Origin of the sequence: Pseudarthrobacter sp. PS3-L1 (genome assembly GCF_030063285.1) — a bacterium.
GTDB lineage: Bacteria > Actinomycetota > Actinomycetes > Actinomycetales > Micrococcaceae > Arthrobacter.
Window position 1 is genome coordinate 173,672 of sequence record NZ_JASISU010000003.1, and the last position, 15,967, is coordinate 189,638.

The following is a 15,967-nucleotide window of genomic DNA, read 5'->3' on the forward strand; positions in this document are numbered from 1 at the left end:
CCAGCCGGTGGCACGTCGTTTACCAGTCGTGGACTGTGCCGTCTACCAGCCGGTTATAGGGAAGGTATGCCTGCTGGTAGGGGAACGATGCTGCAGCGTCGGCGTTGAACTCGACGCCAATCCCCGGCTCGTCACCGGGGTGCAGATAGCCGTCCCTGAAGGTCATGGACTGATGGAAGACCTCATTGGTGCGCTCCGAATGCGGCATGTACTCCTGGATACCGTAGTTGTGGATGGCCAAGCCCACATGCAGCTGCGCGGCGAAGCCTACGGGAGAGATGTCGGTGGGTCCGTGGAAGCCGGACTTGATTTGGTATTGGGCAGCGAAGTCCATCACTTTCTTCAGCGGCGAGATTCCGCCAAAGTGCGTGGATGCGGCGCGCACGTAGTCGATCAGCTGTTCCTTGATGAGTGTCTGGAAGTCAAACACAGTGTTGAAGATCTCGCCAATGGCCAGTGGCGTGGTGGTGTGCTGGCGGACCAGGCGCAGCCCTTCCTGATTCTCTGCGGGGGTGCAGTCCTCAAGCCAGAACAGGTCATATGGTTCCAGCGCCTTGCCCAGCTTGGCGGCCTGGATGGGAGTCATCCTGTGGTGGCCATCGTGGAGCAGCGGGATCTCCGGGCCGAATTCGTTACGGACAGCCTCAAAAACCGTGGGTAGGTGCCGGAGGTAAGCGCGCGTGTCCCAGTCCTCCTCGAGGGGGAACGCGCCCCGGCCAGCAGGTTCGTAGTCGTAGCGCTCGCCGGTGGCCTGGGCCTGGGCTGCAACACCGTAGACAGCCTTGATGCCCGGCACGGCAGTCTGGATCCGGATGGACCTGTACCCCAGTTCCAGGTGCTCATTAACGGAGTCGAACAAGGACGGAAGATCCGCTCCTGATGCATGGCCGTAGGCGCGGAGCCCACTGCGCGATGCACCGCCCAGCAGTTGATAGACGGGCATGTTGGCCACCTTGCCCTTGATGTCCCACAGGGCCATGTCCACGGCAGCGATAGCAGCCATGGTCACGGGGCCACGCCGCCAGTAGGAGCTTCGGTAGAGGAACTGCCACGTGTCCTCGATCCGGTGCGGGTCCTTCCCGATCAGCAATTGCGCAACGTGCTCCCTAAGATAGGCCGCCACTGCCAGTTCACGCCCATTGAGCGTGGCGTCACCGATGCCCGTGACACCGTCATCGGTCGTGATCCGCAACGTGACGAAGTTGCGTGAAGGGCTGGTTACGAAGACGTCCGCTGCGATGATTTTCATGCCGAGGAACCTTTCCGGGAAGTGATGGTGGATGTGAGGACGTCAGCGGGTGCCAGTGGCGGGGCCAGCCGGGCTGGCAGTGGGACTGCCACCTGCGTCCCGGGATCCCGCGTCGATCCGCAACCGCTGTTCATGGACCACGGCAACCAGGCGGGGATCAGCTGCCAGTTCCGGGCCGATCACGCCAAGCAACGCCGCCGTCTGGGCAGCACCCTCGGCCTCCACGGCTCGGGCAAGGGCGCTGGTGTGCGGATCCTGCAGCTGCGTCGACGATCCCACGCACGCTGCCCACGCCGCCAGAATGGTGGCCGCGCCCCGCCCAGTCCGGCCAGCCTGCCGTTCGGCGAGCAGTACCGGCACGGCACGGAGCCTGACCTTCGTGCTGCCATCCATCGCGATCTGCGCCAGGTGGTGGGCAATCCTGGTATTGCCAAACCGTTCACGCAAAGCAGCCAGGTACTCAGGAATATGCAGCTCGTTGCCCGAAAGGTGGAGCGAGGCCTCCGCCCAGAAATCCTCCATCGCCTGGTTGCAGAATGGGTCTGCGAGCGCGTCGGCAACCGTGGAGCAGCCCCGGAGCAGCCCCGTGTAGGCCAGCAGGGAGTGGGCGCCGTTGAGGAGCCACAGCTTGCGGTTCTCAAACGGTTCAATGGCATCCACGAATGTTGCCCCTGCGGCTTCCCATCGAGGACGGCCGGCAGGAAAGTCTCCACACAGCACCCAGCTGTGGAATGGTTCGGCAACCACGGGGACGGCATCGGTATAGCCGCAGGAGGACTGGACCAGTGTCGTATCTTCGGGTTGGTATCGGGGGGTGATCCGGTCCACCGAGGTGCTCACGAAGCTCACGTTTTCCTGGATCCAGGCTGCCAGAGGCGGGTCCCAGCGATGGGCAAGATCCAGCACGGCGGTTCTCGCCACAGCGCCGTTGCCCGGCAGGTTGTCACAACTGACGACGGCCAGCGGTCCCGATCCGGCGTCGCGCCGCGCGGCCAGAGCGGACGTCAGCCGGCCCATCGGCGTGACGGGCTGCTCTGGCACTGCGGTATGCCCGGCATCGGGTCCTGTCGCATAGGCGGCCTCGGTAATGGTCAGGGTCAGGACCGACGTCGTTCGGGCAGCAAGCAGTTCCCTCAAACGCGAGACGTCGGCGCCATCGACTGCCTCGACAATGCTGCCGATGACCTCAAAGGAATCCGCGGTCGAAGAACGCTCGATCACCGTGTAGAGCCCGCCCTGGGCCTGAAGCTGGACAGCAGCGTCGGGACGTCGGCCGGTGAAGGCGGCGATCCCCCACGTTGCCGCATCGGACGCGTGCGCCGTGTACCAGGCAATATGGGACCGGCTGAAAGCACCCAGGCCAAGGTGGACAATCCGGACCGGCGCCGCGAGCCCGCCCCCGCGGGTAAGGAGAGGTGTGGTGGCGGTGCTCACAGCTTGAACACCCGCCGCGGTGCAGCATCAACCACGTCAAGAATCAGTTGGTGCGCACGGTCTTCGCTGATTCGGTGCTCGGCGACCAGCCGTGCCAGGAAGGAAGCTTCGATCCGGCGTGACGTGTCATGCCTGGCCGGGATGGAGCAGAAGGCCCGGGTGTCATCGATGAAGCCTGAGGTCCGGGAGAATCCTGCCGTCTCCGTCACGGCGGAGCGGAACCGCAACATGGCATCCGGAGCGTCCAGGAACCACCACGGCGCGCCCACGTAGACGGAGGGATAGAAGCCGGCCAGGGGCGCCAGCTCGCGCGAAAAGATTGTCTCGTCAAGCGTGAACAGCACGAGGTGAAAATCCTTGGCCGTTCCGAAGTCCTGCAGGAGGGGTGCCATCGCAGCTGTGTAATCCACAGCAAAGGGGATGTCATGCCCGGTGTCCGGACCGTAGGCATCAAACGTTGGCCCGTGGTGGTTACGGTACGAACCGGGGTGGACGGTCATAACCAGGCCATCGTCCACTGACATCCGTGCCATCTCGTACAGCATGTGCGCCTCAAAAACGTCCCGGTCAGCGGCAGATGCTTCCCCTGTTTGGGCCTTGTCGAAGAGACGCGTGGCATCGGCGACATCAAGCTTTACGGTGGCGGGCGTCCGGACCCCGTGATCTGACGAGACTGCTCCGTGTGCAAGAAAATGCCGGCGTCGTCCTTCCAGTGCCGCAAGGTAAGCCGCGTACCCGCTGGCGCCACCGTTGCTTGCCAGAAGGCGCTCCACGTTGGATTTCCACTGGACATGTCCAATGTTGAGGTAGGCATCAGGGCGAAAGGTTGGTACAACACGGGTAGCAAAGGTGGGATCGGCAGTGAGTGCCGCGTGGTGTTCCAGGGAGTCCAGCGGATCATCTGTGGTGGCCAGGACCTCGATGTTGAATTCCTTCATGAGCGCGCGCGGCCGGAACCGGGGTTCCAGGAGGGTCTCGGAGAGTTCGTCATAGATGCTGTCCGCAGTGACAGCGGAAGGCTCCTGGGTAATGCCGAACACGTGCTGGAATTCCTGCCGCAGCCAGTACCCCGAGGCAGTGCCCTCATAAAGCGGCCAGGCTGCGCAAAAGGCCCGCCAGGTTTCCCGGGCCGCGGCCGGAGTGGGACCCAGGCCCAGTTTGTCGAGGGGAACCCCTGAAGCATGGATAGCGCGGGTGACGTAATGGTCCGGTGTGACAAGCAGTGCGGCAGGATCCGGGAAGGGCGTGTCCTGGGCGATCACTGCCGCGTCCACATGGCCGTGGGGGGAAATGATGGGCAGGTCCGCCACGCGGGCGTGCAATGCGCGGGCAATGTCCCTGGTACCGGGGTCTGCCGGAAACAGGCGGTCTGGATGGTCGGCCAGCTGCCCGGTCACGAGCGTACGTCCGGGGCGTCGGTGCCGGTGCGTACTTGCAGGTCGTTGTACTTTCCGGCAAGGACGTCGTCGAAAAGCACCGGCTGGTTCAGGGTCGCGGAAATATAGACGGCTCGGACGGCCGCCAACGCATGGACCGCGTCGGTGATGGTGACGCCCGCCGCACGGCCTTCCCGGATGGCACCCAGAATGTCCCGGTACTGCCGCACGTGGCCCCCCGGATACACAGTGGGGTCCTCGGGTGTGTGGCTTTCGGCAGGAAACTTGGCTATTTCCTCTGCAGCCTGGTTGCCACCTCCCATCAGGCCCATGGACTCGCCCTCAGCACCAGGATCGGCGGCATGGAAATACTGCAGCTGATCATTGTCCACCACGGCTGAGCCCTGGGACCCCATCAGCTGCAACCGGACTGTCAGGCCCGGGTACGCGGCAGTGGTTGCGTGCAGGACAGCCAGTCCGCCATTGCCGAACGTGACTGTGGCAACGGCGGTATCCTCGACCTCGATGCCTGCATGGGCGAGCGTTGCGGTGCGGGCGTTGATTTCTACCGGCCGGCCCATGAACCACAGCAGCAGGTCCACGGTGTGGACGCCCTGGTTCATGACGGCGCCGCCCCCGTCCATGGCCCACGTCCCCCGCCAGTCGCCGGAGTCGTAGTATCCCTGACTCCGCCACCAGGCGACGGAGGCGATAGCGGAGGTAAGTGTGCCGAGCCTGCCTGCGCTGACGGCGCTGGCCACTGCAATACTCGCTTCATCAAAGCGGTGCTGGCTGATTACTGTGGCAACCAGACCCTGTGCGGCGGCCACCTGCGCTGCCGCCTCGATCTCCTGCGCGCGGCTGAGGTCCACGTCCAGGGGCTTTTCAATGACCACGTGCTTCCCGGCAGCCAGGACTTCCAGTCCCTGATCGATATGCAGTCCGCTGGGGGTGGCAAGCACCACGAGATCGACGGCGGCACCGGCGAATGCCTCAGCCTGGCTGGTGAACGTGGCTGGCCGGGTGCGGCCAGACTTTTCGATGGAGTCCGCAAGGGTTTCGGCGGCCTCGGCTGAGGCATCAACCAGCGCGGTAATTTCGGTTTCCTCGAACTCGTTCAGGGCTGCGGCGTGGGTCCTGCCGATGGTTCCACAGCCGGTGATGGCAACGCGGATGCTCATGCTATTGCCACCCCGGCCTGCGCCGTCACCGCGGCAAAGGCACGGGCGGCAATACCGAACGCCGCCGGTCCTGAGTAGCCGCCCAGGCCATGGGCGCCGGTAAGGTGCGGCTCCAGGGAGGCAAAGCCGGTGAAGCCGTCGTCATGGAGTGCCTGGATGGTCTGCAGGACATCACCATCGCCTTCCCCGGCTGGCACAACTTTTCCGTCACTGAGAAGGGCGTCCTTAATCTGGAGATACTCCAGGTACGGACGGAGCTTGGCGTACCCCTCGGCAAACGGCCGGACACCCACCTGGACGAAGTTCGCCGCGTCCCACGCCACTTTCAGCGCCGGCGACGACACCGATTCCATAATGTCTAGGACGCGGTCTGGAGTATCGCCATAGATGCCCTTTTCGTTTTCGTGCAGCAGGATCACTCCGGCCTGCTGGGCCCTCGCAGCCAGGGCCGACATCCGCTCCAGCACGTTGGTGCGGACGCTTTCCGGCGTCGCCCCGGCCGGGTAGTAGAAAGAGAAGATCCTGATGTAGTCAGTACCCAGTACCTTGGCCGCTGTGATGGCTCGGTCCAGGCGTTCAAGTTCATGCTCCACCGGAAGGCCCACGTCCACCTTGCCGATAGGCGAGGCTATGGCCGAGGCCTTCATGGCATGTCCATCCAGCAGTACTTTCAGGCTCTCCAGCTGCTCCGAAGACATCTCCACAATGTTTGTTCCCCAGGCGCTGCGGACCTCTATGTGGTTGGCGCCCAAAGCTTGCAGGACGGCCATCTGAATGGCAGGATCGTCGTCAATTTCGTCTCCGAATCCTGACAGGAGCCAGGGTGTTGAAGTATCCGAAACCATGCGTAGCAACTCCTTTGGCGGCCAGGCCACCTGATATGGGACAACGGCTGCCGATGGGGCTACCTGATAGGCGCCCTTGCCGCTGGCTCCAAGTCTAGGAATCTGGCAACATTCTTGGCAAGCGTTTGCCAATTGTTGCCAAAAATGGTCGAATCGCACTAGTTGTGCGGCAACAGAAGCCTCGCAGTAGTACGTTCCGCCCGTCCCGGAGGAGAACCAGTGAGCACGCACAACAAGGCGGAACCGACGGACCGGGCACGCCCCGCCACCATCCGGGACGTTGCGGCAGCCGCCGGCGTGGCGACGTCGACTGTCTCCCGCGCCCTCTCGAACCCGGGGCGGGTCAACCACCTCACGCGGGCTCGGGTGGTAGAAGCTGCCGAGGCCCTGGACTATGTGCCTAGTTCGCAGGCTCGCGGCTTGAGTTCAGGCCGTACGCACGCTGTCGCCCTCCTGGTACCGGACATCACCAATCCTTTCTACTTCGACATCATCAGGGGCACCCAGCACCAGCTCAAAGCAGCCGGTTACACACAGCTTCTGGTCGACACAGAGGAATCTGCCGAGATGGAACTCGATGCGCTGCGGAGCATGCAGCGCGCGGCCGACGGCGTCATTCTTGCCGCGTCAAGGCTCACCGATGAGCAACTCAACGCCGCAGCAGCAATCCAGCCGCTCGTGACCTTCAACCGGGCATCAGCGGAGGCGCCCACCGTTGTGATCGATACGCCGTCGGCAACCATCCAGGCGATGGAGCATCTGGCTTCCCTGGGGCACCGCACAGTCTGCTACGTCAGCGGGCCGCAAAACTCCTGGTCGGATTCGATGCGGTGGAAGGCTTTTCAGGAGGACAGCCAGCAGCGCGGACTCCAGACCCACCGGATTGGCCCCTACGCGCCCAAGACCACGTCCGGGGCGGCCGCTGCTGACGCGGCACTGAGGACGGGATCCACCGCATGCATCGTCTTTAACGACCTGCTGGCCATCGGCATGCTGCAGCGATTTGCCGCGCGCGGAGTGCAGGTTCCCAAAGACATCAGCATCGTGGGATGCGATGACATTTTCGGCGCAGATTTCTGCCACCCGCCCCTGACCACCATTGCAAGCCCCACGGAGCAGGCCGGACGCGTTGCAGTCACAATGCTGCTCTCACAGCTGAATCCCGCGCTGGCGGCGGGGACGCGTCGCGTTGCTGTGATGCCGACCCATCTGCGGGTTCGGGAATCAACAGGCAGCGTGCCGCAGGTCTGAACCTGGGCTGGGCACAGGCCACGGCCGTGAAGGCCTGTCCGCTACCATCTGTTCATGCGCAAGACGTCGGCACGAAAATCCAACTCCGCTGGGGAAGAGCGTGTCATGATCCTGTCGGCCGGCGTGGGGTCTGGTCATAACAGCGCCGCCGCTGCGGTGGAGCAGGCGTGTGCCGCCCGCCCCGACGTTGTCGAGGTTCTGGTCCTGGACGTACTCCAGGTGAGCAGCTCGCTCTATCGCGATGTCCTCGGGAAAGGCTACTTTGTTCTGGTGGAGGGGCTCCCCTGGCTGATCGAGTGGGGCTACGACGCCAGCGACGCACCCTTCCGGCGACGCGGCCCGATCGATCCCTGGACGCGAATGAACGCCCTTCCGGTAGTCAGGGCCATCAAACGATTCCGGCCGACGGCGATTGTATGCACACACTTCCTGCCAGCCCAGTTGCTTGCCTCGCTGCTCCTGCGGGGTACCGTGAGTGCCAAAACTGCCGTGGTCACCACGGATTACGACTTCCAGGGGCTCTGGCTGACAAGCGCCTTCCACTCGCTCTTCGTCGCCAGGGAGGAGGGCAGGGTGGAACTCACCGCCCTGGGTCTGCCGCCGGATCGCGTTGCTGCGACGGGGATACCGATTACGACCACGCAGCACCCCGCATCCGCCCGCCACGCCGGCGAGCCCCCCGAACTGTTGGTCTCCGCAGGTGCGAAAGGCGGCGACTACGCTGCCGCCGTCGTCCGCCAGATGCTGCACATGCGGTCCCCCTTCACCGCGACGGTTGTGTGCGGGCAGAATAAGGAACTTCGGCGGCGCATTGAGCGGTTGGTGACGCCCGCGGCCAACCGGTTCCGCGTGCTCGGCTTCACCGAGGAGATGCCGCAGCTGCTGCATCAGGCGGACCTTTTTGTCGGGAAGCCAGGCGGGTTGACGGCCTCGGAGTGCATGGCTGCGGGACTTCCCATGGTGCTGGTGAACCCAATTCCGGGCCAGGAGGTCCGCAACGGCGACTACCTGATGGAGCAGGGGGCAGCGGTGCGCTGCAACACCCCCGCCACGATCGGCTGGAAGATTGACGAGGTGCTGCGGGAACCTGGCCGCCTGCAGCGCATGCAGGCGGCAGCGCAGAAAATTGGCCGCCCGAATGCAGCAGTGGACGTCCTGGCCGGCCTGCTGGACGGACCGTCCCGCCCCCTGGTGGTCACCCGTGCCGCGCAAAGGACCATCCTTGACGCAAGCCAGCGGTTGCTCGTTGCCAGTGATCTGACAGGACCCACCGCCTTGGTCCGTCTTGTTGACGAAGCCACGGACCGGACTGTCGCCCTGCTGCGCGAAGAGGAACTGGCTGATCTGCAACAGCGGTATGCGACACCCAGCGGGGACCTTGTGCTCCGAAATGGCCAGGGCGCCTTCTTGCTGCGGTGGGAGGCGCGGCGCTTTCTTCGCGCTATTCTCCGCGGTGACAGCGAAGTGCCCGTGCGCGTCGAGGGGCTTTCGACGTCGCCACCGGCCCTGCCCTGAGGGGGATCACCACACGCCACATGGACCTGAGGCGAGAACGGCCACCCACAGTGAACGGAACACGCCAGGGCGGGAAAATTCAGGCCAGGAACAACGTCAGGCCAGCACCGCGTCCGGCGCACCGTCGTCGCCAGTCGCTTCTTCAGTACTCCAGAGCCGCACCGCGCCAGCCCAGTCTGCGGGGCTGTGCTGGGCAGCAAGCACTGCCCAGTCGCCTCCGCGCGGTGACCAGCGCTTCGTCGCTGGATCACGCTCTAGCGTGGGCCCCGGATCCAGGGACACCCGAACGCGTGCCTGCTCACCGGGCCGCAGTTTTACCTTCTGGAAGCCCAGAAGCTGCGCGACGGGCCTGCGAAGCGATACATCCGCCGCATACACCTGGATGATGGTAGAGCCTTCGCGGTCCCCGATGTTCGTCACCAGCACGTCCGCGATGCCGCCGGTGCTGTCAAAGCTATGGGCCAGCAGCCGGTGCTCAATCTCCGTGTACCCCAGACCGAACCCGAAAGGGTACGCGGGGACATGCCCAGCCCCATCGAGCCTGCGTTGACCCCACGATTCGTCATAGACCACTGACTTCGATGCGCTATCGAAAGGCGGCAGATGCGCGGCATCCGTTGGCAGCACAAACGGCAGCCTCCCACCGGGCTCCGCAGCGCCGGTCAGCACGCTCGCCAGGGCATGGCCACCCTCCATTCCTGGATACCAGGCAAGCAACAGCGCCGCAACGCTTCCCCGCCATGCTTCCGTCAGGATCGCACTGCCACCCACCAGGACGACGACGGTGCGCGCGTTTGCGCCAACAACCGCGTGAATCAGGCTCACGTCAGCGGGCCGCAACTCCAGCGATGAGCGGTCGCCGCCCCGGACAAACCGCGACGCAACATGAGCCAGGGCCACCAGCGAGCGCCGCATGCGACCGGAGTCGAATGCCGGCCCCAGCACACCGACGTCAACACCACCTGTGACGACAGACTCGCCCTCATCATGCTGGTCAAGGCCGACGACAACAACCACGGTGTCCGCCGCAGCTGCCAGAGCCACAGCATCGGCTTCGTCCTCACCGGTCATGGTGGTGATCCTAGTCCCGGGCAGCGCTTCCCGCAGTCCCTGCACAGGGGAAACAGTTGACGGCGGACGCACGCGTGAGGAGCCGTGGTCGCCCAGATTGGCCCGTTCCGCTAGCCGCCCGATCACGGCGAGATGACCAGGTGCAGGAGCCAACGGCAACAGCGGCACTGTTCCGACAACATCGTTCTTCAGCAACACCATCGACTCAGTGGCAGCCTGATACGCCAGCTCCCGATGCGCGCGGGAGGCAATACGCTCGGGCCCAGGTTCCGCCAGCTCACGGGTGGCGGCATGGAGCACGCTGGTACGCAGGATGCGATGCGCCGACTGCAGCACGGTGTCGCGCGCAACATCACCTTTTCGCAGGGCCGCGGGCAGGTCTCGAGAGCGCAGCAGGCGTAGCGGCATCTCCACATCCATCCCTGCCTCAAGGCTGGCGACGGAATCGTGGGTCCCAAAAACCCAATCGCTGGTCACAAATCCGGCGAAACCCCATTCGTGCCGCAGTACGCCGGTGAGTAGAGCTCCATTGAGGTCCATGTACTCGCCCCGAACCTTGTTGTAGGCGCTCATCACGGAATCGGCGCCGGCGTCCACAACGGCTTTGAAGTGCGGCAGGTACACCTCATGCAGGGCATGCTCGTCCACTGCGACGTCGACTTCGAATCGCTCGTTTTCCATGGAATTGAGCGCGAAATGCTTTACGCACGCCATCACGTGCACACGCACCCCGCGAGTCAGCGCTGAGCCCATCTGGCCCGTCAACACGGGATCCTCCCCGTAGGATTCCTGGGCCCGGCCCCACCCTGGATGGCGAAGCAGGTTGACGCACACCGAGGCGGAGTAATTTGCGCCCCGCGCCCGTGTCTCCAGGCCTATTGCGCGCCCCACGCGCTCTTCCAGTGAGGGATCCCATGTGGCAGCGCGGGCAATTGTCACAGGAAAGGCAGTGGATCTGCCGATGACGACGCCGCGGGTTCCGTCGCTGAAACGGATGCCTGGGATGCCGAGGCGCGGAAGCGCCCCCGCCACAAATGGACGCCGGCCCAGGAGCACGGGAATGAACGGCAGCAGCCGCCGGGGCGAGTCACCGTCGAGCAGTCCGAGAAGCTCCCGATCGCTCATCCGGCCGATCAGCTGTCCTGCCGCGAGATCCGCAGCAACCTCACCGGCGCGGACAGCACGGACCGCTTCGGTAAACGCGCCGGAATCCGCCGTGGTCATGGTTCTCCTCAGCGCGCGCCGGATCCTGGCGCCCCGCTGCCGCGGCGCATGCGCAGCCTGGTCCCCTGCAACCGTCTCCATGGACTAAAGTCTGCACCCTGAACGCCCAATCAGGTGCCTGGCGGCATGCAACCGCCACTATCCGGTCCTGCTACAGGTGGTGCGGGCCCTCGGTGAGGGCTGCCGCAATCGTTTTCACCGCCGCTAGGACACTTTTCACATTGGCGCGCTCCCGGGTTTCCGGTCGGGTCAGGCAATCGATGTAACGGCCAAGCCCAGGGTGCGCCAATGGGCGGAGGATAAGGTCCGGGTGGTCCCGAAGATCGGTGGTGTACCGCGGCATGAGAGCTATGCAGCCGCTGGCGGCAATGACCGCCGCGGCCACCCGAAATTCATTGATCCGATGCTCAATCCGCGCCTCATTTCCGCCGATACCGGCAATTGCCGTGATCGCATATGCCAGCGGGAACCCTTCCTGGACGGCAACCCACGATGCACCGCGGAGGTCGGCTGGCTCAACAGCGTCGAGTGCGGCCAGCCTGTGGTCGCGTCGGACGGCAATGTCCAGGGGTTCAAAAAGCAGTGGCTCTACATGCACGGCGGTGGGCCAGGGCGGGCTGCCAATCAACCTGTGGGCAAGGACAAGGTCATGGTCAGAGGTGAGCTGGGGAAAGCTCTCCTGGGCAACGTCAAAATCACTCAGTTGGAGGTGGGGCCGTCCCGGGCCATTCATTGCAGAGAGAAGTGGCCCAAAGACCGCCAGGCCAGCGCTGTGGAACGCCGCGACTGATACGGTGCCGGCAACATCACCCTGGTAGCGCGTCACTGCCCGCTCGGCCCGTTCAAGAGCCACTTCAACGTCAACGGCTGCAGCCGCCAACTCCCTGCCGGCGTCGGTAAGCGCTGTGCGACGCCCGTCCCGGAAGGTCAACGGGATCGCCGCGTGCCGCTGCAACGCACTGATCTGCTGGGAAATGGACGACGACGAGACGTGCAGGGCCGCTGCTACTGCGGCGATGCTTCCCCGCTCGCCAAGTTCCCGCAACGCACGAAGCTGGCCGAGTTCCATAAGTTCAAACTAAACCATTGACCCATAAATCAGCCACTTGTCTTACGGGATTGTGAACCGGAGGATGGACTGGTGATCGCCCTTATCTCCCGACTCCGTGTCGACCTGCTCCTGCTCCTTGTCGCCGCGTCATGGGGGTCCACGTACCTCGCTGCAAAAGAGCTGGTTTCACCACAGTCAGTGATGGCACTCCTGGCGCTCCGCATGCTCCTTTCGGCAGCCGTGATGATCCTCATCATGGCTGCACGCCGGAACAGTCCAACCTCGTCGGAAGTCCGGGTGGGAATCATCCTCGGGGTCCTGCTGGCGACCATCTTTGTCTTCGAGACTTTCGGAATCGCGCATACTTCGGCAACCAATGCCGGACTCATCATCAGCCTAACCATGGTGTTCACGCCCATCCTTGATTCAGCAGTCTCCGGCCGCCGGCTTCCGGGCACATTCTTCCTTGCCGCCGGCACCGCAGTCATCGGTGTCGCACTTCTGGCAAGCAACGGCGCCTTCCACCCACCGAGCCTCGGCGACCTCCTGATCCTTGTTGCCGCCGTCGTCCGCGCCATTCACGTGACCTCGATGCACAGGCTCAGCCACGCCCGGCCGATGGATTCGTTCCACCTCACCACTGTGCAGCTCACCACCTGCGCAGCAGTTTTCACCCTGGCATCCCTGGTGTACGGCGATCCGCTACCAACGTATATTTCGACCCTTGACCTGGGGCGCGGAGCCCTTCTTCTCTACCTTGTGCTGATCTGCACCGTCTTCGCTTTTTTCATCCAGACCTGGGCAGTGCGGCGCACCTCACCCTCCAGGGTCAGCCTGCTGCTCGGAACAGAGCCAATCTGGGCAGTGTTGGTCGGCATTTTCCTTGCCCGCGATTCCATCAGCCCCCTCGGCTACTGCGGTATTGCCCTGATTCTTGCCGGAACTGCATGGGGTCGCTCCGTGGAACAAAACCACCGCATCGGAACAGCAACACAGGTGGAATTTGCCACCAGAAGATGAATTCGGCGATGGCCCGCGGCAGGACCCCAGCGCATCAGCGCCTGCAGATGCTCAGTGCAGAGTAGAGTTCCGCCAGGGGTATTTCCGTCCACTGCACAGACCTCACGAAAGCGCTGAAGACCATGAGTAGCGAAGAACGCCGACGGCAGCTCGGAAGCAAAAGGGCCCCTGTAGAGGACGAGCTCGCCGAGTCTTTTGACCGCATCGTCGAGGAAGGCGCTGAACGACTGGCCAGATCATGGCCAACAGTCGCGATCACCGGATTCTTCGGCGGAGTGGAGGTTGGCCTGGGTGTGATGGCCTATCTGGCAGTCATGCACGAAACCCAGAACCACCTCCTCGCAGGCCTGGCGTTCGGCATCGGCTTCATCGCCCTGCTGCTGGCCAAGAGCGAACTCTTCACCGAGGGCTTCCTCGTCCCCATCACGGCGGTCGCGGCCAAGGAAGCCACCCTTGGCCAGCTCATGAAGCTGTGGAGCGGCACACTGGTGATGAACCTCGTGGGTGGTTGGCTGTTCATGTGGATTGTTGTTGCGGCGTTCCCGCAGTGGAAGCCAGAACTGGCGGACGCGGCCCAGCACTTTGTGGACGCTGGATTTACCTGGCAATCAGTTGCCCTGGCCGTCCTGGGTGGCAGCACCATCACCTTGATGACGCGCATGCAGCACGGCACGGACTCGGATCCGGCCAAGATTATTGCCGCCGTCGCCGGTGGATTCCTCCTCGCTGGCCTGCAGCTATTCCACTCGATCCTGGACTCTCTGCTGATCTTCGGCGCAATCCACGCGGGCGTTGCCGTCACGTACGCAGACTGGATCGGCTGGTTTGCCTACACCTTGATCTTCAACATGCTCGGCGGACTGCTGCTGGTCACGGCGCTGCGACTGCTGCGTAACAACGCCCTGATTCAGGAGCGGCGCGACGCCGCGCCGGAGGATCCCAGCGCGGCCAGATGACCTCGGTGGCGACAAGACCACTGTGGCCGCCGTTGACAGCCCTGACTATCCTTGAAGTATGCGAGAACTTCAGGCAAAGATCATTGAGGAAATGGGCACAGTGCCCCGGATCGATCCGGCTGGGGAGGTCCGCCAGCGGGTAACTTTTTTGAAGGAATACCTGCAGGCCACCCATACAAAGGGTTTTGTCCTGGGCATCTCCGGCGGTGTGGATTCCTCGCTGGCCGGCCGCTTGGCGCAGTTGGCGGTTGAGGAACTGAAGGCCGAGGGCGTCGATGCCACTTTTGTGGCGGTTCGTCTTCCCTACGGAGTACAGCACGACGAAGACGATGCCCAGGCCGCTCTCACGTTCATCAGACCGCAGAAGGAGTGGACGTTTAATGTTGCGCCAGCTGTTGATGCGTTCGAGGCAGAATTTGCCAAGACCACCGGCAGCCCCATTTCCGACTTCAACAAGGGCAACGTCAAGGCCCGCGCCCGCATGATCGCCCAATACTCCCTGGCGGGCGAGCATAACTACCTGGTGCTCGGCACGGATCACGGCGCAGAGTCCGTCACGGGATTCTTCACCAAGTTTGGCGACGGCGGCGCGGATATCCTGCCGCTTTTTGGCCTGAACAAGCGCCAAAACCGGGCCCTTCTGGCAGAGCTAGGCGCCCCGGCCCGCGTCTGGGAGAAGGCGCCAACTGCCGATCTCCTCGACGGCACTCCAGGGCGAACTGATGAGGATGAACTGGGCATCACCTACGACCAGATCGACGATTACCTGGAAGGTCGCGAGATCGATCAGGCCGCGGCCGAGGTCATCGAACAAAAGTACCTGCGGACCCGGCACAAGCGCACCGTCCCGGTTACCATCTTCGACACGTGGTGGAAGTAGCGCTGGCCCTCCCCACCTGCCCCCGCCCGACCGGGGAGCGCGATGTGACGTTGTGACTGCCCGTCGGAAGAGCGGGCGCTAGCTGGTTGGGGGGCTACCTGATTCCTGCAACGCGAAGTGTCCTAGCCAGTTCCGATGCCGCCGACTCCAGCGCTGCCACCGTCTCCTTGAGCACGTCTTCGGTTGCCAGTTCCGTGGGAATCGAGCAGCTGATCGCGTCCGTCCCGGGAATCCTGTACGGCACCACAACGCTCACACAACACAGCCCCACCGTGTTCTGTTCGCGTTCCAGCGAGTGGCCCGTACGCCGGAACTCGGCCAACTCATGCTGGAGGGAAGCAAAATCCTTGACGGTGTTTGGCGTCAGCCCAGGGTAGGGGCCAGGGCCAAGCCGCTCCTGCACTTCACTATCAGTGAGTTCAGCAAGGATCGCCTTCCCCAGCGCCGTTGTCTGGGCAGGGAGCTTGCGGCCTACCCGGGAGGAAAGCCGACGTCGGTCCACAGCCTGCCGGGTGGCGAGATAAATGACATCGGATCTGTCCAAGCGGGCATAGTGCGTGGTGAAGGTGGTCGCGTTGCGGACCTTTTCAAGAATCCCCGCGACGTGCTCCATCACCGGATCACGGTCCAGGTACGCGGTCCCGCAGAGCAGCGCGTGCGTTCCGATCCGGTAGGCGCCATCCGCTGACTGTTCAATCCAGTTGAGCTCCAGCAGGGTCAGCAGCAGCCAGTGCAGGCTGGACCGCGGATACCCTGTCTGCTTGAAAATCTCAGCGGTGGTCAACGGCTGGGGCGCGGCAGCCAACAGCTCAAGGATTGCGATGGTGCGTTCGGCAGACTTGACCATCCGGGTATCCCCTGAAGGCCCGGCGTCGCCCGCCAACTCTTCTACAGCCGTCACGATTCGGTCCCCC

Annotated in this window: 13 protein-coding genes; 5 read left to right on the plus strand and 8 right to left on the minus strand. The window is 63.7% G+C overall.

The window, feature by feature from the left end; genetic code table 11:
- Window positions 1-19: 19 nt before the first annotated feature.
- From manD to QMG79_RS08675, 5 genes are read right to left on the minus strand one after another with little or no spacing between them, the layout of a single operon-like run.
- The gene (gene manD, locus QMG79_RS08655) at window positions 20-1,249 is read right to left on the minus strand and encodes a D-mannonate dehydratase ManD (protein WP_283538189.1); all 1,230 of its coding nucleotides are present in this window, start codon (window positions 1,247-1,249) and stop codon (window positions 20-22) included.
- Between the two features lie 42 nt (window positions 1,250-1,291).
- On the minus strand, window positions 1,292-2,683 hold the full coding sequence (locus QMG79_RS08660) for a mannitol dehydrogenase family protein (RefSeq protein WP_283538190.1): 1,392 nt from the start codon (window positions 2,681-2,683) through the stop codon (window positions 1,292-1,294).
- Window positions 2,680-4,080, minus strand: coding sequence for a glucuronate isomerase (gene uxaC / locus QMG79_RS08665; RefSeq protein WP_283538191.1), 1,401 nt, complete (start codon window positions 4,078-4,080; stop codon window positions 2,680-2,682). Before uxaC ends, QMG79_RS08660 begins: the two co-directional genes overlap by 4 nt.
- Window positions 4,077-5,240, minus strand: a complete 1,164-nt coding sequence (locus QMG79_RS08670; protein ID WP_283538192.1) for a Gfo/Idh/MocA family protein — start codon at window positions 5,238-5,240, stop codon at window positions 4,077-4,079. Before QMG79_RS08670 ends, uxaC begins: the two co-directional genes overlap by 4 nt.
- Entirely contained in the window at window positions 5,237-6,085 is an 849-nt protein-coding gene (locus QMG79_RS08675) for a sugar phosphate isomerase/epimerase family protein (protein WP_283538193.1), read from the minus strand. The genes QMG79_RS08670 and QMG79_RS08675 overlap by 4 nt, the downstream gene beginning before the upstream one ends.
- Window positions 6,086-6,304: 219 nt before the next feature.
- Between QMG79_RS08675 and QMG79_RS08680 the strand changes: the two genes are divergently transcribed.
- Both QMG79_RS08680 and QMG79_RS08685 read left to right on the plus strand, forming a co-directional pair.
- A complete protein-coding gene (locus QMG79_RS08680; RefSeq protein WP_283538194.1) occupies window positions 6,305-7,336 on the plus strand; it encodes a LacI family DNA-binding transcriptional regulator in 1,032 nt (343 codons plus the stop codon).
- 54 nt (window positions 7,337-7,390) lie between these two features.
- On the plus strand, window positions 7,391-8,851 hold the full coding sequence (locus QMG79_RS08685) for an MGDG synthase family glycosyltransferase (RefSeq protein WP_283538195.1): 1,461 nt from the start codon (window positions 7,391-7,393) through the stop codon (window positions 8,849-8,851).
- 96 nt (window positions 8,852-8,947) lie between these two features.
- Here the strand turns inward: QMG79_RS08685 and QMG79_RS08690 are convergent, their stop codons facing one another.
- Both QMG79_RS08690 and QMG79_RS08695 read right to left on the minus strand, forming a co-directional pair.
- Window positions 8,948-11,227, minus strand: coding sequence for a beta-glucosidase family protein (locus QMG79_RS08690; RefSeq protein WP_283538196.1), 2,280 nt, complete (start codon window positions 11,225-11,227; stop codon window positions 8,948-8,950).
- Between the two features lie 70 nt (window positions 11,228-11,297).
- The gene (locus QMG79_RS08695; RefSeq protein WP_283538197.1) at window positions 11,298-12,215 is read right to left on the minus strand and encodes a LysR family transcriptional regulator; all 918 of its coding nucleotides are present in this window, start codon (window positions 12,213-12,215) and stop codon (window positions 11,298-11,300) included.
- Between the two features lie 72 nt (window positions 12,216-12,287).
- Here QMG79_RS08695 and QMG79_RS08700 point away from each other — a divergent pair, with 72 nt between their 5' ends.
- From QMG79_RS08700 to nadE, 3 genes are all read left to right on the plus strand, one after another.
- A complete protein-coding gene (locus tag QMG79_RS08700; RefSeq protein ID WP_283538198.1) occupies window positions 12,288-13,217 on the plus strand; it encodes a DMT family transporter in 930 nt (309 codons plus the stop codon).
- Between the two features lie 122 nt (window positions 13,218-13,339).
- Window positions 13,340-14,173: a formate/nitrite transporter family protein gene (locus QMG79_RS08705; protein ID WP_283538199.1), complete on the plus strand. Its 834-nt coding sequence runs from the start codon at window positions 13,340-13,342 to the stop codon at window positions 14,171-14,173.
- Window positions 14,174-14,231: 58 nt separating this feature from the next.
- The gene (gene nadE / locus QMG79_RS08710; RefSeq protein WP_283538200.1) at window positions 14,232-15,053 is read left to right on the plus strand and encodes an NAD(+) synthase; all 822 of its coding nucleotides are present in this window, start codon (window positions 14,232-14,234) and stop codon (window positions 15,051-15,053) included.
- A 94-nt stretch (window positions 15,054-15,147) separates the two neighbouring features.
- Here the strand turns inward: nadE and QMG79_RS08715 are convergent, their stop codons facing one another.
- Window positions 15,148-15,954 carry an IclR family transcriptional regulator gene (locus tag QMG79_RS08715; protein ID WP_283538201.1) on the minus strand — a complete coding sequence of 269 codons (807 nt, stop codon included), beginning with the start codon at window positions 15,952-15,954 and terminating at the stop codon, window positions 15,148-15,150.
- Between the last annotated feature and the right edge of the window lie 13 nt (window positions 15,955-15,967).